This is a genomic window from Flexithrix dorotheae DSM 6795 (assembly GCF_000379765.1).
GTDB classification, from domain to species: Bacteria; Bacteroidota; Bacteroidia; order Cytophagales; family Flammeovirgaceae; genus Flexithrix; species Flexithrix dorotheae.
Window position 1 is genome coordinate 26,901 of sequence record NZ_KB903509.1, and the last position, 19,976, is coordinate 46,876.

The 19,976-nt window shown below is 36.3% G+C and carries 16 protein-coding genes and 1 pseudogene; 6 read left to right on the forward strand and 11 right to left on the reverse strand.

Going from position 1 to position 19,976, the window contains the following annotated elements; translation table 11 throughout:
• Window positions 1-5: 5 nt before the first annotated feature.
• The 4 genes from A3EM_RS0137710 to A3EM_RS0137725 all read right to left on the reverse strand — a co-directional run bounded on the left by A3EM_RS0137710 (window position 6) and on the right by A3EM_RS0137725 (window position 5,672).
• Window positions 6-2,402, reverse strand: coding sequence for a TonB-dependent receptor (locus A3EM_RS0137710; RefSeq protein ID WP_245576600.1), 2,397 nt, complete (start codon window positions 2,400-2,402; stop codon window positions 6-8).
• A gap of 522 nt (window positions 2,403-2,924) precedes the next feature.
• Window positions 2,925-3,839 (reverse strand): helix-turn-helix domain-containing protein, encoded by a 915-nt coding sequence (locus A3EM_RS0137715; RefSeq protein WP_020533419.1) that lies wholly within the window; start codon window positions 3,837-3,839, stop codon window positions 2,925-2,927.
• A gap of 130 nt (window positions 3,840-3,969) precedes the next feature.
• Window positions 3,970-4,695, reverse strand: coding sequence for a siderophore-interacting protein (locus tag A3EM_RS0137720; protein ID WP_020533420.1), 726 nt, complete (start codon window positions 4,693-4,695; stop codon window positions 3,970-3,972).
• Window positions 4,696-4,700: 5 nt separating this feature from the next.
• Window positions 4,701-5,672, reverse strand: a complete 972-nt coding sequence (locus tag A3EM_RS0137725; RefSeq protein ID WP_020533421.1) for an MBL fold metallo-hydrolase — start codon at window positions 5,670-5,672, stop codon at window positions 4,701-4,703.
• Between the two features lie 770 nt (window positions 5,673-6,442).
• On the opposite strand from A3EM_RS0137725, the gene A3EM_RS0137735 reads away from it, so the two are divergent.
• The 3 genes from A3EM_RS0137735 (at window position 6,443) to A3EM_RS0137745 (ending at window position 8,919) form a co-directional block, all read left to right on the forward strand.
• Window positions 6,443-7,369, forward strand: a complete 927-nt coding sequence (locus A3EM_RS0137735) for a hypothetical protein (RefSeq protein WP_020533423.1) — start codon at window positions 6,443-6,445, stop codon at window positions 7,367-7,369.
• Window positions 7,370-7,536: 167 nt separating this feature from the next.
• A complete protein-coding gene (locus A3EM_RS0137740) occupies window positions 7,537-8,382 on the forward strand; it encodes a LytTR family DNA-binding domain-containing protein (protein WP_083925378.1) in 846 nt (281 codons plus the stop codon).
• 156 nt (window positions 8,383-8,538) lie between these two features.
• The gene (locus A3EM_RS0137745; RefSeq protein WP_020533425.1) at window positions 8,539-8,919 is read left to right on the forward strand and encodes a hypothetical protein; all 381 of its coding nucleotides are present in this window, start codon (window positions 8,539-8,541) and stop codon (window positions 8,917-8,919) included.
• 103 nt (window positions 8,920-9,022) lie between these two features.
• On the opposite strand, the gene A3EM_RS0137750 is transcribed toward A3EM_RS0137745, so the two are convergent.
• The 5 genes and pseudogenes from A3EM_RS0137750 to glpK form a co-directional block, all read right to left on the reverse strand.
• On the reverse strand, window positions 9,023-10,234 hold the full coding sequence (locus tag A3EM_RS0137750; protein ID WP_020533426.1) for an aminotransferase-like domain-containing protein: 1,212 nt from the start codon (window positions 10,232-10,234) through the stop codon (window positions 9,023-9,025).
• A 445-nt stretch (window positions 10,235-10,679) separates the two neighbouring features.
• Window positions 10,680-11,321, reverse strand: a complete 642-nt coding sequence (locus A3EM_RS0137765; RefSeq protein WP_020533429.1) for an SGNH/GDSL hydrolase family protein — start codon at window positions 11,319-11,321, stop codon at window positions 10,680-10,682.
• 78 nt (window positions 11,322-11,399) lie between these two features.
• Window positions 11,400-12,131, reverse strand: a complete 732-nt coding sequence (locus A3EM_RS0137770; protein WP_020533430.1) for an MIP/aquaporin family protein — start codon at window positions 12,129-12,131, stop codon at window positions 11,400-11,402.
• 36 nt (window positions 12,132-12,167) lie between these two features.
• Window positions 12,168-13,748, reverse strand: a complete 1,581-nt coding sequence (locus tag A3EM_RS0137775; RefSeq protein WP_020533431.1) for a glycerol-3-phosphate dehydrogenase/oxidase — start codon at window positions 13,746-13,748, stop codon at window positions 12,168-12,170.
• A gap of 50 nt (window positions 13,749-13,798) precedes the next feature.
• Window positions 13,799-15,294 (reverse strand): annotated as a pseudogene (gene glpK / locus A3EM_RS48555) (glycerol kinase GlpK).
• Window positions 15,295-15,467: 173 nt separating this feature from the next.
• Here glpK and A3EM_RS0137785 point away from each other — a divergent pair.
• The 3 genes from A3EM_RS0137785 to A3EM_RS0137795 all read left to right on the forward strand — a co-directional run bounded on the left by A3EM_RS0137785 (window position 15,468) and on the right by A3EM_RS0137795 (window position 17,197).
• Window positions 15,468-16,130 carry a hypothetical protein gene (locus A3EM_RS0137785; RefSeq protein ID WP_020533433.1) on the forward strand — a complete coding sequence of 221 codons (663 nt, stop codon included), beginning with the start codon at window positions 15,468-15,470 and terminating at the stop codon, window positions 16,128-16,130.
• Between the two features lie 84 nt (window positions 16,131-16,214).
• Entirely contained in the window at window positions 16,215-16,592 is a 378-nt protein-coding gene (locus tag A3EM_RS0137790) for a hypothetical protein (protein WP_020533434.1), read from the forward strand.
• A 152-nt stretch (window positions 16,593-16,744) separates the two neighbouring features.
• Entirely contained in the window at window positions 16,745-17,197 is a 453-nt protein-coding gene (locus A3EM_RS0137795) for a hypothetical protein (RefSeq protein WP_020533435.1), read from the forward strand.
• Window positions 17,198-17,280: 83 nt separating this feature from the next.
• Here the strand turns inward: A3EM_RS0137795 and A3EM_RS0137800 are convergent, their stop codons facing one another.
• Both A3EM_RS0137800 and A3EM_RS0137805 read right to left on the reverse strand, forming a co-directional pair.
• A complete protein-coding gene (locus tag A3EM_RS0137800; protein ID WP_020533436.1) occupies window positions 17,281-18,348 on the reverse strand; it encodes a vWA domain-containing protein in 1,068 nt (355 codons plus the stop codon).
• A gap of 165 nt (window positions 18,349-18,513) precedes the next feature.
• Window positions 18,514-19,962 (reverse strand): TolC family protein, encoded by a 1,449-nt coding sequence (locus A3EM_RS0137805; RefSeq protein WP_157638286.1) that lies wholly within the window; start codon window positions 19,960-19,962, stop codon window positions 18,514-18,516.
• Window positions 19,963-19,976: the final 14 nt, after the last annotated feature.

The following is a 19,976-nucleotide window of genomic DNA, read 5'->3' on the forward strand; positions in this document are numbered from 1 at the left end:
GTATACTAAAATTTAAAATTATAAGAAACTGAAGGAATGATGGATCCAAACACGGAAAATCGTACGGCTTGTGTTACAATTGGATCACCCACCGGAATTCTTCCATCTTCCTGCCGGAAATAAATAGAAAAAGGATTTCTTCTGCCATAAACATTATAAAAAGAAAATACCCAGAAATCTTCATTTTTCCTTTTCCCATTCTTGTTTGTTTTTTTACCATTTAGCGTTACCGAAAAATCCAGCCGGTGGTAAGTCGGAATCCTCACATTGTTTCTTCCCTTATTACTGGTATAGGGAACTGCATAATTTTGAAATTCGAACCTGTTGGAATAAAATGTGGTTGGTGTACCAGTGGATACATAAAAATTAGAAGACAAACTCCATCTTTCATTAATCTCATAAAACCCAACCAGGCTTAGATTATGTAATTGATCAAATCTGGTGGGATACCATTCATTATTATTGATACCTTCCACCTGCCGTTCACTACGGGCAAGTGTATAACTTATCCAGCCATTAAACTTACCGGAATTCTTTTTCAGGAACAATTCCATTCCATAGGCTCTTCCATCTCCTGCCAATAAATCCCCTTCCAGAAATTCATTAATTAAAAGATCGGCTCCATCAATATAATCCACCTGATTTTGCAAATCTTTATAATAGAGTTCCACAGAGGCTTCATACATATTATTTTTAAAGTTTCTGAAATATCCCAAAGCCACCTGATCCGCTAACTGAGGTTTGATATTGTTTGTACTTGGTGTCCAGACATCAAGTGGATTTGAGGCGGTGGTATTGGAGATTAAATGGATATATTGAGCCATTCTGTTATAACTCAATTTCATAGAACTTTTTTCATCTATTTCATACTTAGCTGAAAACCTTGGTTCCAAATTTCCATACAATTTTATGGATTCCCATCTGTCGTATGTACTGGAGGAAACCGGAGTTTTTCTTTTCCCAACTTCTTCTGTTTCGTATTCATAGGCAGTTCCAGGACCCATGTAGTTAAAAAGGGAATACCGGATTCCATATTGAAGGGTTAATTTTTCATTAATGGTTTGCTCATTTCCCAAATACACACTGGCTTCAAGCCCATATTTATTATCCAGTCTGAATCCAATCTGTTCCCCATCACTTCCTCCGGTAGTTTCTGCTGGTTCAAAATCATAGAGCGTAGCCTGCCCTCCAAAAGTGATCAGATTGTTGGTATTGAGATAGTATGACAATTCCGGTTTTACCGAATAATTCTTAATCCTGGAGTTCCATCTAAAGAAATCATCATTGTCCTCCCCAAAAGCCAGCTCGTAATCATAATCACTAAAAAAAGCAGTGACATTGGAAAATAAACGATCATTAAACAAATGATTCCATCTTAAAGTAGCTGTAGTATTTCCCCAACTAAACCCCTGTTCTTTATCGAATAGGAATACATCTCTCCCAAAATATCCGGACAAATATACCCGGTCTTTTTCTCCAAAAGCATAATTGGCTTTCGCAGTTACATCATAAAAATAAAGACTTGCATCACTAAAAGAAGTATTTTGGATAAATGGTTTGGCCAGAATATCGGCATAGGATCTTCTTCCGGCCAGCACGAAAGAACCTTTGTTTTTTACGATGGGCGCTTCAATTGTTAATCGACTAAATACAGTCCCAATGCCTCCGGTAGCGGCAAACTTTTTATTATTACCTTCCTTCATTCTCACATCCAGTAGAGAAGCTGTCCTTCCTCCAAATTGTGCCGGAATTCCTCCTTTGTACAATTTCACATCCTTTACCGCATCCGGATTAAATACCGAGAAAAAACCCAATAAATGAGAGGAATTATATACTGGCGCTTCATCCAAAAGCACCAGGTTTTCGCCTACTCCTCCCCCTCTTACATTGAATCCGGAAGCCCCCTCTCCTACTGTGCTCACGCCTGGCAATAGCTGTATACTTCTGATTAAATCAACTTCCCCAAGTAAGGCCGGCATTTTCTGGATGGTTTTCATCTCCAGTTTATTCACACTCATTTCTACATTGCTGATATTTTCATCTTCAGCCTCAGCAGAAACCACTACTTCCTGAAGTGTTTCTTCCTCTTCTGCCAGTTCCACATCTATCTTTTCATTTTGATTGAGTTCCAGGTTTTTGGTAATGGTCTGGTAACCAATGTACCTGAACTCTACAGTATAGTTTCCCTGGGGAATATTAACCGAATAAAAGCCATAAGGATTGGAAACAGCTCCCTTATCAAGCTCCTTAATATAGACAGTGGCTCCAATAAGCGTTTCTCCATTTTCAGCATCTTTTATATAGCCGCTTATGGTAAAATTCTCCTGTGCGACCAATTCTGATGCGCCAGACCATGCAAGCATGAAATACAACATGAATGTGCATGTAATTCTAAAATTCATAATTAAATTCATTAATAGTTTAAATGTGAAAGCTTAAACCTTGAGGAAGGCAAAGCTGGTGAAATAAAGAAATGATAGTGTGTATAAAGTTTTGAAGAAATGATGCCCGGTATAATATTTTGGGGAAACTCTCCCCTATTTTCGAACAATTAAAAACATGCTTGTTTTAGCTTAATTTTGTCCAAACCATTAAATAAAAAAATATCAAGGCTTTCCAATAAATTGAATGTTCAAAATTAACACTGCCCCAGGATTAATTAAATAAATTGGCATTTTTATATAAACAAAATTTACTTGTACTCAAAAAACAGGTTTTTACAATGAAATAATGTCGATTTTTATTCCTAAGTTGTTTATCCATTTTAAAATTCTTGTTATTTTTAAATGTCTTAACCATCCTTATTCAGGAATGTTTAGGATAATCCTCCCGAACTTTTAGGATAATTTCATCTTCTAAAGATTATATAATCTTAACAGGCTTAAGTTGTACCTGAAAACCAGTTTGGGGGTATTGAGAAGGTACTAATTAAAGGAATGTCTAAATTGCAATGGTGACTGTTTGGTTTTTGCTTTAAACAACTTATTAAACGATTGTGGATGTTCAAACCCTAGTTCGTATGCAATTTCACTAACTGTAAGACTGGTGATTGATAATTTTTCTTTAGCCTTTTCGATAATCTTGTCCTGGATATGTTGTTGGGTACTTCGACCTGTCAGGGTTTTGAGCACGCCAGTCAAATAGCTGGGCGATAAATTTAATTTTTCAGCAAGAAATTGAACAGTGGGTAATCCTATCAATGCAATATCATCTCTGTTAAAATATTCTAAAAGTATTTCTTCCATTTGATCGAGAATACTATGATTTACTTTTTTTCTTGTCATGAACTGACGCTGATAAAACCGTTCTGAATAGTTAAGCAATGTTTCTATTTGTGAAATAATGATATCCTGGGTGAATTTATCAATATTAGAATGGTATTCCTGTTGAATATTCTGAATGAGATTCTCTATGGTTATCTCTTCTTTTTCAGAAAGAAATAATGCTTCGTTTGCTGCATAGTGAAAATAGTCATACCGATTAATAGTTTTGGCTAAAGGTGTATTCCAAAAAAAATCAGGATGAACCAGTAATCCCCACCCAGAAGGTTTTACGGTTAAAACATGATCTTTTTTGATCTTCAAAACCTGATTTGGAGCTATAAAAAACATCACACCTTCATCAAAATCATATTCCTGTTGACCATAAATCATCTTAAACTCCATATTTCTCTTAATTGAGATAAAATAGCAGCCAAAAACAACACTTTCAGGAATAGTTTGGGGACGGGCTTTAGAAAAATCCACTACGCTTATTAAAGGATGTTCGGGTTTTGGTAAGCCCCAAAGCCTGTGAAATTCTGTTATAGATTTAAATTTAACTCGACCTGAGGAATTCATAAAACAAATATGCTAATTTTAATGTATTCAGATTTTTTAATGACTTTGTTTTTTTGCTTGAATCATTCAAATATTTTTTTTCAATTTATAACAAGCCTACCAAACTAACATAAGTCGATACTATTACAGTTTACTCTAGTCCCTTTTTGCCAGGATTCCAAAATGGTTTAATCTTAATTTGGGTTGTTCCAAATTTTAATTTCTTCCTAAAATATTGATTTAAGGCCACACACACTCTGCTATCTCCAGCAATGTATACCATTTTACTGCCATTCAATTTAGGTACAAGTTCTTCGATTTTGGTGATAATTTCATCAATAGGATTTTGAGACATTTCGTAAAAGTCAAAAGGGGTTGTCCCATCAATATCAACATACATATCATTAAGCTGTTGGCAATAAAATATACTTTGTACCTGCTTGTCTTCAGGCAAATTCCTTCTGATCATATACATATGAGATAATGCTGATAAATCGCCAATCATTAAGTAACTGTCAGCACTTTCATCGATTAAAAACTTCCCTTTTTTCCATCGAAAAAACACTTTATCGCCTGGTTGAATTTGTTGTATCCAATTAGCACCAGCACCCTTACTATGAGTTGCAATCACCAATTCAACTGTTCCAATTGTATGGTTTATATCCCAAACTGAATAACTTATAACTGTGTCTTTTCTTGAAAGATTTTCATTGTTTGCTCCAATAACCAATCGTAAAAAGTAACCAGGTATAAATTCTATATTTTTTATATGGTCTCCTTTAATAAGAATGCTGTATGCTGATTCCGATATTTTAGTCTTTCGTACAACTAAATTTTCAGTGAGGAACTGCTTTACTACTGTTGTGAATAATCCCATAAAATTTATTGGTTAAATAGATAGATTTTAGTTTGCCCTTCAGGAAGAGTAATAAAGCAATCTTCTAAAACACCTTCCTTTTCCATAGCTGCTTTAAGATCATTTTGAGGTTGTTCAAAACCTTCAGAAGCAAGTTGAAAAGTCCCATAATGCATACCAATGCTTTGTGTAGCCCCCAAATCTTTGTGGGCTACAACAGCCTCCGCAGGTTCCATGTGTATGGCTTTCATGAATGAGCGAGGGGCATATGCCCCAATGCCAAGTATAGCTATTTCAGGAGAACCTAGACGCTTTTTTATATCAGCAAAATGAGTGGAGTAACCTCCATCACCACCAAAATACACACTACGCTTTCCACATTGAATAAAGAAACTTCCCCAAAGACTTTTATCTCGATCAAATAGACTACGAGCAGAGGAATGCTGACTTGGGGTAAATGTGATCCAGGTATTTGTATCAACCTCTACACTATCCCACCAATCCATTTCTTGAACATTTTTTATTCCAATAGATTCAATCAATTCCTTATCTCCAATTGGAACCATAACTTTTGGGGAAAATCGTTTATTCAACACCTTTAAGGTTTCCACATCAAGATGGTCATAATGATTATGGCTGATTAAAATCAAATCGATTCTGGGAAGGTCTCTTATTGCCACACCTGGTTGCCTTACTCTTTTTGGGCCTAACCAACTTATTGGACTTACTCTATCTGACCAAACTGGATCAGTTAGAATATTAAAATTGTGTGTTTGCACCAAAAAAGAAGCATGATTTACAAATGTCAATGCAATATCACCTGGTTTCAGGTTTTCATTGAGTTTAGAGACTCCTCTATTTTCGACATTTTCAGGCCACTTAGCCCTTCCTTCCTTTGCCATTTCATATATATCCAAAAGGCTGGGAGAAAATTGTTTTTCTAAAGTAGGGTTGAAAAACTTTTTACCATTGTAATGATCTGATATTTCTCGCTGCATTTTGCTAAAACAACTAATTAATATGAAACTGAATCCAATAATTACAATTCTTATCATACACAGTTTTTTTCGTACTTTATCTTTAATTCCTCAAGTAAACTATGAATCTGCTGTGTAGTTAAGAGCATGTTTAAATTTTAACTGTTTCGCTGCAAACGCCCATTTATGAAACCTCACTTCAAAATAAAATTTCCAAATAGTGTTGCTATTCAAAAATTTTCTTTTTTCGTGAGAACCCAAAACTGGACGTTTTCGCTTTGGTCCGACATTTCGGAAAACCTAAATTGTAAACACGCTCTAAGCTAGTTTACTTTTTACAAAGTTCAGGAATAATAAAAATGCAGATGTAGCTCAATTTACTTTTTTTGTAGTTAGATCTGAGGGTAGGATAATTCAGGGTTGTGATAAGCAGGAAAAATTTTATCCAGAAGACAACAATTTTACATATTTCCATATTTTTAAATGATAATTCCCCGAACTTTTGGGATAATTTCATCTTTTAAAGAAGAAGTTGTTTAAAATAAAATCATTCTCGCCATACAGTCAATTATTTTAGATACCTTCAATTGAAAGGAATATATAAAAATTTCCAATTTAATTATATTAACACTGTTAGGTCTCTCCTCTTTCAACCATAGCAAAATAAAATCGTAATTTTAAGCAGTAAAACAAGTGGAGTTCTCCGGATTTTCTAAATATTATTAACCTCCAATAGATTAAACCGGTCTACAACTTTCCAAAAATTAAAGAAAACTAAAAACTGAAACTGTATGACTACTTTTCTTAAAAAACAAATAATCCTTTTAGCTACTTTATGTATAAGCTTTAGCCTTAATGCCCAGAATGGCCTTACAGGGACAATTAATGATCCCCAGCTTGGCTTTAGCTTTAATGTTCCTGATGGATGGCAGGCTTTTCAAATAGAAGGTGGATACATGATGGCTTCCAATAATGAAAAAGGATTAATATTGGTTTCCAGTGATAATTATAATAGTCTGGAAGAACTACAAAGAGAATTGGAAACTGAATCTTCTTATGGAAACACTTTCCTCAAAAAAGAGGGTATGATCACCGCCTTAAGTAAAACGGCATTATCAGCCAGGATCAATGGACAGCTGGAAGGTACTCCCTGTAACGGATATGGCATTATGTTTTTAAAGCCCGGAGGAGGAAACGGGAATATTTTTGTTGGGGTGGAACCACAATCCTATAATAACCATTACCAACAACTTGCTGAAAACTTATATTTCTCCATAAATACGGGAAGCAACACTCCTACCCCAAATCCCTCCCCAAAAACGACCATGAATACCCAAAATGCTCCAAAACCTGGTGACCTTGGGAACAAAGGAGACATGTTAGCCGGCTACAAGCTGGTTTATATCACCTCAAGCTATGGATCGAGGGAAAAAATTGTGTTTAATTTCTGCGCAAATGGCTTTTTTCATATGAATGAAAATAATATGTCCTCATTCGATGAAGTGGGAATTGGATCGGCTGCCATAGGAGGGAATAGCGGAGGTGCCGGTTATTGGAAATTTGAGCAGAAAGGAGAACAATATATCCTTACTTTGTCTAATCAAAGTGGGCAAAGTGCCCCTGTACCGGTTCAATTATTTGTAGATGAATATGGGGACCAAAGGTTCAAGATTAATGGAAAAGCTTTTGGTTATTATGGAGCAGCCAACTGTAATTAATAGTTTATAAGCCTAATCCTGAAATAAGGCCTCAGGTTTGATGATTAAAATACCAGATAGCATCGGGTTTTGGCTCGATGCTATTTTTGTTTTCACTTCCTTCTATTTATATTTTTACCCACATTTTAAGAATTCATATATTTAAGCCGGAATTTTGAAACCAAGGGATGCTTAAAAACTTAATGACATGGCTCCATCAGCCTTTTGAACTTTTAAATACTAAATCACAAAAGTGGTTATTAATCATTTCCTCGGGAGTATTTGTAATTATTTTTATGAATATTTATTTACCATTTGATATCCATAACTGGTACAAAAACTCCCCAACTCCTCTTTTCATTACCCTTTCAGGATTTGGAATCATAGGAATGTTATTTTTGGCATTTAGCCAATTTGTGTTGAGGCCACTATTCCCCATTGCAACCTTTACCAACCTGGGCTTTATGCTATGGTTTTTGCTGGAAATTACCTTTTTGGCTCTGGTGATGCTTCTTATTTATGGCAGTATTGAAGACACTCTTTCAGAATTTAGTACGGATTTTTTTCTGGCCTTCAGGTACACTTTTCTGGTGATCATTATTCCCTATCTCATCACACTTTTTTACATCAAATCACAACAGTCGGCCTTAGCCGCTGAAAGTAGAAATTCTTCTGCACAACAGGTACATAATTCCCAACTGGTCCATTTTTATGATGAAAACCAGGCCTTAAAATTTTCAGTTGACCACAATAACCTGTTGTACATCAAATCTGCTGATAATTATGTGGCTATTCATTATTTAAAGGATGAGAAAATTTTTAAAGAACTTGTAAGAACCAATCTAAAAAAATTATCCGAAGAATTGACAAATACCAGTATTTTAAGAATTCACAGATCTACAATGGTGAATGTTGAAAAAATCCTGACTACCAAAAAAACAGCAAAAGGATATCAGCTTATTCTCAGGCATTTACCGGAGGAAACTTTTCAGGTTTCCCGAAATTTTCAGGAAAATATTCAGGCAATCACCTAAAAAAATTATCCCACCATATCACTTTTCGCCCCATCCCTCTTCAATTCACCCCAAATAGCCCTCTTTTATCCCAAAAACCCATTTATCCGTGGAATAAAGACATATTTCTCCCAAATTTGGATATCGTTAGTTCAAACCATAAACACTTATATTCTTATGAAATTAAATTATGTTGCTTCAATTTTAATCGGGCTTTTTTTATTTGCAATTACCAGTGCATTTACAACTTCCGAAATCAACAAAGAAACCGACATTTTAGGCACCTGGTCTTTTGATGCGCCTTATGCACCTTATGAATATTCTAAAGGAAAAATGATTTTCGAAAAAAAGGATGGTAAACTTACCGGAACTGTAAAAATGGATTATTACAATATTGAAGTTTTGGATTTAAAAAAAGACAACAACAAAGTAACTTTTGGAATAAATGTGGAAAATGAATATGTGAGTATGGAATTAGAATTCAATGGAAATGAGTTCAAAGGTAAAGCCAACTACTCTGAAGGCACACTTGATCTATCTGGGAAAAAAGAAAATTAGGCAATAGCCAAATCAAAAGAGAAGGAGCTTTTATCTATTCCTTCTCTTTTGATTTTAATTCTTATACCCACTAGCTATACGGAAAAAAATTGATTTAACAGGATTAGTCTCCCTCTAAAAACCTATCCAGAATTGCTCCCATTATTTTTATTCCTTTTTCAATGGTGGCTTTATCAGTATTCGAAAAATTTAACCTGAAGGTATTTTCCCCATCACCATCCACAAAAAAGGTATTTCCGGGTACAAAAACTACTTTTTCTTTAATCGTTTCATTGGCCAGGTCCATGGCAGAATATCCTTTGGGTAACTTTCCCCAGATAAACATGCCTCCTTTGGGCTCGGTGTAAGAAATTTGTTTTGGAAAATATTTTTTAATTGCTGAAAGCATCCAGGTGCATTGTGCTTCATAGTTAAACCTCAGTTTGTTCAGGTGATCCTCCAGGTCATGTTGAAGCAAATATTGATAAATCACCCTTTGCGACAAATTATTAGAATGTAAGTCTGAGGCTTGTTTGGCACGCACCAATTGCCTGATAATCGATTTCTCTGCAACAACCCATCCCAAACGCAAACCAGGAGCAACAATTTTGGAAAATGTACCCAATAAGATTCCCCTATTCCCCACCTGGGATTTTAAAGGAGGTAAATTTTCTCCGGAGAAATTAATTTCGCCATAAGGATCGTCCTCTACTAGCAGCAAATTATTTTTAATTACAGTTTCAGAAATTCTTTTTCTTTTTGAATCAGAATAAGTAATACCGGAAGGATTTTGAAAATTGGGAATACAATAGAAAAATTTAGGACAATTAAGCGATAAAGATTCATTCAATTTCTCCATATCAGGCCCATCGTTTTCCATGGGAATGGTTAAAAACTCTGGTTGATAAAATGAGAAAGACTGAATTGCACCAAGGTAACTGGGTTTTTCCAGTAAAACCCTATCCCCAGGATTTAGAAATACCTTACCAATCAGGTCAAGTGCTTGTTGTGAACCGTTGGTGATCAGAATTTCCTCCGGGCTTATTTCTAAATTAAACCTCTTTTGGTATCGGCTGGCAATATATTCCCGCAATGGGTAAAACCCTTCTGTTTCAGCATATTGCAAAATATTTCCTCCTTCTTTTTGAAGAATTTCTATAGTTGCATTTTTAATTTCTTCTACCGGAAAAAGTGCAGGGTTGGGTAATCCACCCGCAAATGAAATCATTTCTGGGTCTGCGGTGACTTTCAAAATTTCCCTGATAAAAGAGACAGGGATTCGATTAATACCATTGGAAAAAAGAGTTTCTGTTTCCGGTTTTGTAATGATTTCCATTTTTAATTTTTGATTTATGAATAATTAGATTTGAATATGTAACCAGGCCCAACAAAAAAGCCTTTCCCGAACTGGCAGGAAAGGCTTTTTTAATTTGGATTTAATAATTGTCAGCCACCCTGCCATTTGATAAAAATCGCCACCAGAAGGACTGCTGCCACAAAAAGTAGCAGTGATAATAAAATCAGGTTTGTATAGCGTTCGCTTTTTAACATCATTTTTTGCACAAAAAAAAGCCGGTCAACATTTTGCTGACCGGCTTCATTTAAGAATTATATTTTTAAATTAACAAAAATACCGATCAGGCTCTTCTGGGAGTAGAAGTGCTAGTGCTACCACTGCAATGACGATATTTTTGAATATTGAAATCATTTCTATTTTTAAATCTGGCTGATTATCTGCCATTAATTTCTCAAAAAAGACTATTTTTTATTTAAAATCAAAATTATGAACCTGTACTTTTTAAAATTTCCCGCTGGATTATACCAAAAACCGCCTCACCTAGTAATTCATGATTTTCTTCATCCAGGTGAATGCCATCAATTTCACTTGATTCTATAAACTTACCAGTGTCCATAAAATAACAACCTGTCTCTTCAGCTACTTTATAAAATTCTACTCCAAAATTTTGTGATTTTTCCAGTCCTCCTTCAAACAAATAATCCAATTCGGGTGAAGGAGAAAATTCCGGAGGAGCCAGTAACAACACTTTTGGGGCTTTTCCATCCGGACCAAAATCAGACTTTTGGACAATTTCCACTAATACCTTTGCGCCTCTGGCCACATCCACCGCAGAAAGAGAAAATCGTTGTTTCAAATCATTTGTCCCCAGAAGAATGACAACTAAATCTATTGGTTTGTGACTACCTAAGACAGGTATAATCTGTTTTTTCCCATTTTTCCATCCTTCAATGGGATCATCCCAAACAGTAGTTCTGCCATTAAGGCCCTCAGGGATTACTAAATAATCTTTCCCTAATTCTTTTTGCAAAACAGCTGTCCATCTTTTTTTCGGTGCAAATCTATCTCTCGTAACAGGATCAAATCCCCAGGTATTAGAATCGCCAAAACACACTATTGTCTTCATTCTATTTACGATATTGTTTGTTTAACTCAACTATAAAGTTAGAAATGTGTGATTTTGTATAATTAGTCCAAAAAAATTTCAGGAAATAAAGAGATACAAAAAACTGGCCCCAACCGCTCCGGTAATTGGAGCGAGAACAGGCACCCAGGAATAGGCCCAATTGCTCGATCCCTTTCCTTCAATTGGAAGAATAGCATGCATAATTCTTGGCCCTAAATCCCTTGCCGGATTAATGGCATAACCAGTTGTTCCACCAAGTGACATCCCAATTACTACTACTAAAAAGGCCACTGGCAAGGCGCCAAGTGAACCCAGACCAACTTTAGCATCTTCCAACCCTGAGGCAGAAATTTCCGGTCCGGTGATATAAAGGATTACAAAAACCAAAACAAAAGTACCGGTTAACTCACAAATAAAATTTATGGGTAAATCTTTAATCGCAGGTCCTGTGGAAAAAACACCTAGTTTATCCCCTTCAGTAGCATTAAAATGATTTTTAAAATTTAACCACATCAACGCAGCCCCCAACATTGCCCCAATCATTTGCGCTACAATAAAAGGAAAAACCTCCTTCCACTCAAACAAACCGGAGGTAGCTAACCCTATGGTGACTGCTGGATTTAAATGTGCCCCACTATAAGGGCCGGCAACAATAACCCCACAAAACACACTCAATCCCCATCCAAAACTGGTCACAATCCAACCTCCGTTATTTCCGTAGGTACCTTTTAAAGTCATATTGGCGTTTACCCCCACTCCCAACAAAACCAGAATAAATGTTCCTAAAATTTCAGCAATAAATGGTGTCATAAAATTTGAATGTTAGTAATTAGTAATCTGTCCTTTCTAGTTTTTTGGTTTTTTAAGAATGTAACCTTCAGCCAAAGCAGTATACTCTTTGACTTCATTCCTTATCCAGGCCTTATCTTTCCCCAGTTCTTTTGCCATGATAATGGCTACTTTTTCTGCGAGTTCAATACTTGCCCTGGCATCCAGAAATAAAGCCCTTACCCTTCTGGCTAAAATATCTTCTACTTTTCTGGCCATTTCTTCCTTTATTGCCCATACGACCTCAGCCTTTGTAAAATCCAGGTTTTCATGGATTTTATTCCCTAAATCTGGGTTTTCCTCAATTAACTGCAAAATAGCAAGCCGGTCTGATCCATAAACATGTAAGTGATCGTCAGGATCGAAGTTTTTTACATAACCATGAATAGGCATATTTTTAGTGATACTAGGTTTTTCTTCAAGTCCAGCCACCAACAAGGCTTTATCTACTGCATCTTCTCCCATTTTTCGGTAAGTAGTCCACTTCCCACCGGTAATGGTTACCAGGCCAGAAAGGGAAACCAAAATTTTATGATTTCGGGAAATTTCCTTGGTGCTTTGGTCATTTTCTTCCACAGCTGCAAGAGGTCTTAATCCGGCAAAGATACTAAGCACATCCTTTCGCCTGGGAGCTCTGGAAAGGTACTTTCCTGCAGTTTTCAGGATAAATTCAATTTCTTTTTCCAATGCCCTGGGCTCCAGAGAGGCGTCATCTACCAAAGTATCAGTTGTACCCACTACCACTTTATTGTGCCAGGGAACAGCAAAAAGGACCCTGCCATCATCAGTTTTGGGAATCATAATGGCGGATTTACTTTGTAAAAATTCCTTATCCAGTACCACATGAACTCCCTGGCTTGGCCGGGTAGTTTTTTTGGCTTTTGGATCATCCATTTTTAAAATATCATCCACAAAAACACCTGTAGCGTTTATCACTACTTTAGCCTTTATTTTGTATTCCTTTTCATTTTCAATATCGTAAGCTACCAAACCATCCACCAGGCCCAATTCGTTTTTTGTCAGGCCAGTGGCTTTTATATAATTAATGATTGTTCCGTTATTTTTACTGATAGTTTGAGCTAGGTTGATGGCTAGTCGGGAATCATCAAATTGTCCGTCATAATAAATGACACCACCTCTAAGTCCTTTCTTTTTAATATTTGGAATGGCTTTTAAAGTTTCTTCTTTGGAAATTCTAACAGAAGGACCCAGGCCTAATTTCCCAGCCATCATGTCATAAACCTTCATCCCTACGGCATAAAAAGGGCCATCCCACCATTCATAAATAGGAATGACAAAGGCCAGGTCTTTTACCAGATGTGGGGCGTTTTGCCTTAATAAACCTCTCTCGTGCAATGCTTCCAACACAAGGGAAATATCGCCCTGTGCCAGGTACCGAACACCACCATGCACCAGCTTGGTACTTCTGCTGGAAGTACCTTTGGAAAAATCTGCCTGTTCTAAAAGTAAAGTTTCATAGCCTCTGGTAACAGATTCCACAGCAGTTCCCAAACCAGTGGCCCCTCCTCCAATCACTACCATATCCCAAACCTTATCAGGATTATCCTTGATGGCTTTTAACATAATTTCTCTTCGCATATACTATTTTTTTATGGATTTTTAGTCAAATGAAATAAGGCAATAAGATTTTAATCGATTAACCAGTTTTTAGCGCGGTCTACAGCCCTTTTCCACTGCCCGTAATTATGGTTTATTTCTTCTGATGGCAAGGATGAGGTGAATTTTTTATCCTGTTGCCATTGTGCTTTTAATTCCTCCAGATTTTCCCAGAACCCAACTGCCAGTCCTGCCAGATAGGCGGCCCCTAAGGCGGTTGTTTCCAAAACACCTGGTCGGACCACATTGATACCCATTATATCTGCCTGGAACTGCATGAGGAAATCATTGGCTGAAGCACCTCCATCCACTCTTAATTCTTTTAGCTGGCCACCACCATCTGCGATCATGGCACCTACCACATCCCTGGTTTGATAGGTAATCGATTCTAAAGCAGCTCTGGCAATATGTCCGCGAGTGGTTCCTCTGGTAATCCCCACAATTACTCCTCTGGCATACTGATCCCAATGTGGTGCCCCTAATCCTGTAAAAGCAGGAACCAGGTAAACTCCACCGTTATCTTCTACCGATCTGGCCAAAACTTCCACTTCAGAAGAATGTTTAAAAAAATCCAATCCATCCCTGAGCCACTGAACTACAGCTCCTCCTATAAAAATACTACCTTCCAGGGCATAGGTGGTTTCTTCTCCTATTTTCCAGGCAATGGTTGTCAATAAATTATTTTCAGATTTAACAGGCTTGTTCCCGGTATTAGCCACTATAAAACAACCGGTTCCATAGGTGTGTTTTTTACCATGCCCGGTTCTGTGCACATTTGCCCAAACAATGCCGCATGCTGATCACCAGCAATTCCGGCAATGGGAATTTTTGAAGCAAAAAGGGTGGTTCCCGTTTCTCCATATACTTCACTACAGGATTTAACCTCTGGTAACATTGCTTTAGGAATATCCAGGATTTCCAACAATTCATCATCCCAGTCAAGTGAATGAATATTAAATATCATGGTTCGGCTGGCATTTGTAACATCTGTAATGTGCCTTTTCCCATTGGTCAGTTTCCAAACTAGCCAGGAATCTACTGTACCAAAGGCAAGTTTTCCTGCTTCAGCTTTCTCCCTTGCCCCTTCCACGTTATCCAAAATCCACTTAATTTTTGTTCCTGAGAAGTAGGCATCAATCACCAAACCTGTTTTTTCCTGAATTTTTTCTGCAAATCCCCTTTCCTTCAATTCATCACAAAAACCTGAAGTTCGTCTATCCTGCCAGACTATGGCATTGTATACCGGTTCTCCGGATGTTTTATCCCAGACTATGGTAGTTTCCCGCTGGTTGGTTATTCCAATTCCGGCAATATACTTCCCATTAATTCCCAACTTGGTAACAGCTTCAGCAGCTACTGAGGCCTGAGAGGACCAGATTTCCTTCGGATTGTGTTCCACCCAGCCTGGTTTTGGGAAAATTTGTTCGAATTCCTTTTGGGCAACGGCCTTTATTTCTCCTTTTTTATCGAATAAAATTGCACGGGAGCTAGTAGTCCCCTGGTCAAGGGCAAGAATGTATTGTTCCATTTAACTTAGGTTTTGGTAATAGGTTTCAGTTCTGTTTACTCTTCAAAAAATCTGAGTAATTGTAAATTTTATACTTTGTATTCAGCAGATTCCCACAAAGCGCTTCTGCTCCTTCTTTTGTGGATAATGATTACTTTTGCGGAAAATAAGACTAAAAATCCTATCCGGCAAATATGTTAAATAAATTTACCCGAAAACTTAACCCTCAGGAGATTTCTTATATAGAAACTGAAATTTTAAGACTTACCAAAAAGATTAAATTTCAAAAAAGGTTCACCATTGTTTCCATGGTAATTCTGTTTTGCCTATCAATTCTTCTTTTTTTTCTTTTTTCGGATAATTTTAAAACCGGTCTCGCACTGGGAATTTTTGTTTTATTAGGCTTATACCTGTTTACATCCTTATGGACAAACTATTACAATATCCGGAATAACACCAGATCCCTAGAGAATCACCAGTTTGCTTTGGAACATCAAGTGGCTGAAATTATTCAGTGCCATAGTGAAGCGATTTTGAAAATGGAAGATTCAGGATTTGAAGGTCCCGATTATTTTTTTCAGGTGGAGGAAAACCTTATATTTTACCTTGGAGGGCAGGCTTATTATGAGGATGAGAAGTTTCCCAATTCCGATTTCGAAGTCACCAGAATATTTGGCAAAGAGAAGGCAATGGTATTTTTTGATCTGCAAAACAAGGGCATAAAAGTTAAGCCACAAATTGTGATAAAGAGAAAGGGAAAGAAAAAATATTTACAAAGTGAAAAATTTCCTAAAAACTATGAAGTGATGGAAGGAAATATTAAAACTCTGGAAAATACTTTACAAATGAGCAGGTAATTTTTAAAATTCAAAAAACTTTATTACCTTAAGCTACATCATAATCGTAAAAAACTTATTTCCATTTTTTTGGTTCCTTTTATCATGAAACTATTATTTCTTTCATTCTTACAAGTCATTTTGATAAACTCCTTATCTGCTCAGGAAAACCCTTCTCCATATTCAACTCCTAAAAAGGATTTTAGTCAATTAAATAAAAATAAACCTGAATTTGATTTAGACTATGAAAAAGCCATTACCCAATCTTATAACGAATATATTCTATCCTTAAAAAGCACTGAAATTGAAGAAAAAAACAACGCAAAAAATCAATCGTTATCTGGGAATAATATGCCAATAAAAAAACTAAAGTCGAATGATAACATGGTAATAATAAAACCAGATTCCACTATTAACTATCATATTTTACAAATGGAATTTAAAACAAATAAACAACCGGTTTTACCCAGAGAGGAAAAATAGAGACGATCACATTTTATTAAACCCCACAACACCTTATACATCCAAATATTTTTGGAGTTATTTATCAATTAACTATACTTTTATTTTATTTTTATTCCAAAAACATTATATTAGCTTTATATATTCATTTAATTAAATCTAACTTCCAAATAATGAAAAAAGCGATCATATTGATTTTATTCTCTCTGTTCTGCATTTCCCTTAATGCACAAAAATTAATAATAGGAAATGGCATTTCTACTCTGATTAAGGCAAAAAATAGTAATAAGCCTTATCAAAAAACTGGTTTCGGTATCAATACCAATCTGGAATATGAATTATCGGAAAAATTAGCCATAACCGGAGAAGCCAGCTGGAATTCATGGGGATCAAGGATTGTAGAGGATCCTAAAAATAGTGTCAGTCTTATGGCAGGGATAAAGGTTAATCCCATGAGGATAATTTATTTTGAAGCAAGAACTGGTTATTTTTTTGGAGATTTAGAAAAATATGCTTTAATCCCAGCCATTGGGGCAAGGTTTAATAAATTTGATTTAAATGCGGGATATCAGGTTTCTGGATTATATAATTTTGCTAATATCAGGGTTACTTATTTTTGGAAGTGATGAGATCACAATGCTTAAATTGAAAAAAGGGCGTGTTTGTCAAATAACAAATACGCCCTTTTTCTTCTCATATTAAAACTTTACTACTCTTCCACTACACAACCCCCAGTAAAACCAGTAGCCGAAAAACAGGAAGTAATTGAGCCTTCTTTCCCTCCGGCATAATTTACCACAATCTTCAATTCATGGCTTCCTGCCCTTTTGGGAGAACAATACTGGAACAAATAAGTACTATTTACCTCATCCCGAATAATTCTGGCAGCTTCTTTAAATTTGGGTCCAAGTTCATTCACATTTTGGGCAAAAAAGAAACCATCAGGCCCAAAAGCCATCAAGGTACTTTCATCAATAGAACCACCCAAACCTATGGTATTCATGGTTATTCCTTTATTTTGAGCATTAGCGACCTCCTTTAAAGCATCAGCTTTGGTCCTTCTTCCCGCCTGGTCTGTTCCATCAGTAAACAATGCAATGGAGCCAATTCTCACAATACTTCCCGATTGTCCAATTATACTTTCCATGATATCCACACTCTCAATTACAGCCCCATTGAGGTTGGTTGAATTATCATTACTTAGATCTTCGGTAATATTTTCAACACCAGAAATTAGAGTGGAACGGTCTTTTGTAAAAGGAACCAGGGTATTTAAATTAGCACCACCATCAAACCACATAATTTGCATTTCTAATTCCCCATATTCATCACTTTCGGCTACCGGCACAATTTCCTCTATGAAGCTTGTTGTAGCGGCTTTTAATTCCGTTAAGGAAGTCTGTAACACACTCCCACTAAGGTCGAGTACAAGCAAAGTATGGGAAACAAAAACATTGGGTTTTGGCAGAATACCAAATTCACTTTCGAAAGGAGAAATGGGCTGCCCATTTTCAAACACACTGATATTATCAACCACCAGATCTTTCACAGGAAGGGTATCATTCCCCGTTCGCTGATGGGCATTAAATAAAACCGAAACATTTGCCGGAGCGGCCGATGTAGTGGTCCTGTGTACTAAAATCAAACCATTATCCTCAGTAGTAATCGGAGTGGTACATTGATTTACATCCACAGGATCGGGATCATCATTTCCACAGGAATAAGATAAAAATGCAACAGATAGAAAAATAAAAAATACTTTGAAGTTAGGTTTCATAAGTTGTTTTTTTGATACAAGTCAGTTTATACGAGACAAGTCAAAAAAGGTGCTGAAAAACCTGAAATTTTTATTATTTCATTTTTTTGTTATTTCAATTTCAAAAAAAGAAAAGGTATTTAATTAAATGGTTTAAATAATTTGTTGAAAGCCGATAAGATCAAATTACTCTGGCCATCCTCCTCCAAGTGATCGGTAAAGTTCAATCAAATATTTGAATTGATTTTTTCTGGATTGCATTAATTCCAATTCTGCTTCAAAAACATTTTTCTGGGCAGTTACCACTTCCAGGTAGTTGGCATAACCACCTAAAAACAAATCATTGGAAGTAGAAACGGCTTTCCGAAGTTCTTCTACCTGCAACGCTTTTAATTCGTAAAGTCTGGTAGAATTATCAATTCCCTTAAGGCTGGTAACCACTTCTGAAAAGGCATTCAAAGTAGCCTGCTCGTATTGGTAAAGTAAGGTATAATTTTCTGCCTGAACTCTTTTAAAGTTAGCTTTTAACCCTCTTCTATTAAATATTGGAGCAGTTATTCCAGCCATGGCATTAAAAGCAACAGATTCAGGATTAAACACCAAATGTGGTTTAAAAGCCTCCATTCCCAAAAATGCATTTAGCCTCAAACTCGGATAAAAAGCAGCACGAGCAGCATAAATATTGGCCTGTGAAGCTTCCAGTTCGTATTCTAATTGCTTTAAATCCGGCCTGTTCAATAGCAAATCGCTGGGGATTCCTGTTTTGTTTATATCCGGAAGTTCCTGTTCCAAAATTCCCACTCCCCTTTCAATGTTTTGGGGTGTTCTACCAAGCAGTAAATTCAGGGCATTTTCAATTTCCACTATTTCCTGATGGATGGCAAATTCTAAACTTCTTGAATTAAGCAATTGTGCATTAAATTGCTTTACTGCCAATTCAGTCACCCGGCCAGCCAGTTTTTGAATCTCAACTAATTCCAGTGCCTTTTCCTGTAATTCAATGTTATTTTGTACAATTTTCAGTTCGTTATCCCGCTCAAGTAAATCAAAATAAAGATTGGCAACCCGGGATACCAGTTGGGTAATGATCAGCTTTCGTCCCTGGTCAGTGGCCAAATAACTAAAATAAGCCCCTTTCTTTTGTGTCCTTAATTTATTCCAAATATCTATTTCCCAGGTACTGGATAGACCAAAATTAAAATCAGGAGTTACAGGATAAGGAATTTTTTGATTATCATCAATATTTTCGGAAAAATTGGTATCGTAATTTCCCACACCATCAATGGTATAATTACCAAACCTGGTGGCACCAGCCTGAGCTCCTGCAAACACTTCAGGAACTAATCTGCCACTCCTGGCCAAAATAGCCGCATCAGCAATATGTACCCTCTGCATGGCTATTTTAAGGTCATAATTATTCTGAACGGCTACATTAATCAGATTTATTAATACAGTATCTTTAAAAAACCGCTCATATCGCAATGAATCAATAATTACAGAATCTCCTCCAATTTCGAATTTATTCGGTAGCTGGATACTATTTTTTTGAGCTACTGGTACATTTTTGATGGTACAACTACCTAAAAAAATTGCTGTAATAAAAATAAACAGGTTGAAACTATGCTTAATCTTCATGCTTTTGTTCATTC

Coding starts and splice junctions, on each gene's coding strand:
- A3EM_RS0137745 (WP_020533425.1), top strand. CDS start 8,539: ATGAAATTAAATTATGTTGCTTCAATTTTAATCGGGCTTTTTTTATTT.
- A3EM_RS0137765 (WP_020533429.1), bottom strand. CDS start 11,321: ATGAAGACAATAGTGTGTTTTGGCGATTCTAATACCTGGGGATTTGAT.
- A3EM_RS0137775 (WP_020533431.1), bottom strand. CDS start 13,748: ATGCGAAGAGAAATTATGTTAAAAGCCATCAAGGATAATCCTGATAAG.
- A3EM_RS0137740 (WP_083925378.1), top strand. CDS start 7,537: ATGCTTAAAAACTTAATGACATGGCTCCATCAGCCTTTTGAACTTTTA.
- A3EM_RS0137720 (WP_020533420.1), bottom strand. CDS start 4,695: ATGGGATTATTCACAACAGTAGTAAAGCAGTTCCTCACTGAAAATTTA.
- A3EM_RS0137725 (WP_020533421.1), bottom strand. CDS start 5,672: ATGCAGCGAGAAATATCAGATCATTACAATGGTAAAAAGTTTTTCAAC.
- A3EM_RS0137785 (WP_020533433.1), top strand. CDS start 15,468: ATGTTAAATAAATTTACCCGAAAACTTAACCCTCAGGAGATTTCTTAT.
- A3EM_RS0137805 (WP_157638286.1), bottom strand. CDS start 19,962: ATGAAGATTAAGCATAGTTTCAACCTGTTTATTTTTATTACAGCAATT.
- A3EM_RS0137715 (WP_020533419.1), bottom strand. CDS start 3,839: ATGAATTCCTCAGGTCGAGTTAAATTTAAATCTATAACAGAATTTCAC.
- A3EM_RS0137790 (WP_020533434.1), top strand. CDS start 16,215: ATGAAACTATTATTTCTTTCATTCTTACAAGTCATTTTGATAAACTCC.
- A3EM_RS0137795 (WP_020533435.1), top strand. CDS start 16,745: ATGAAAAAAGCGATCATATTGATTTTATTCTCTCTGTTCTGCATTTCC.
- A3EM_RS0137735 (WP_020533423.1), top strand. CDS start 6,443: ATGACTACTTTTCTTAAAAAACAAATAATCCTTTTAGCTACTTTATGT.
- A3EM_RS0137770 (WP_020533430.1), bottom strand. CDS start 12,131: ATGACACCATTTATTGCTGAAATTTTAGGAACATTTATTCTGGTTTTG.
- A3EM_RS0137750 (WP_020533426.1), bottom strand. CDS start 10,234: ATGGAAATCATTACAAAACCGGAAACAGAAACTCTTTTTTCCAATGGT.
- A3EM_RS0137710 (WP_245576600.1), bottom strand. CDS start 2,402: ATGAATTTTAGAATTACATGCACATTCATGTTGTATTTCATGCTTGCA.
- A3EM_RS0137800 (WP_020533436.1), bottom strand. CDS start 18,348: ATGAAACCTAACTTCAAAGTATTTTTTATTTTTCTATCTGTTGCATTT.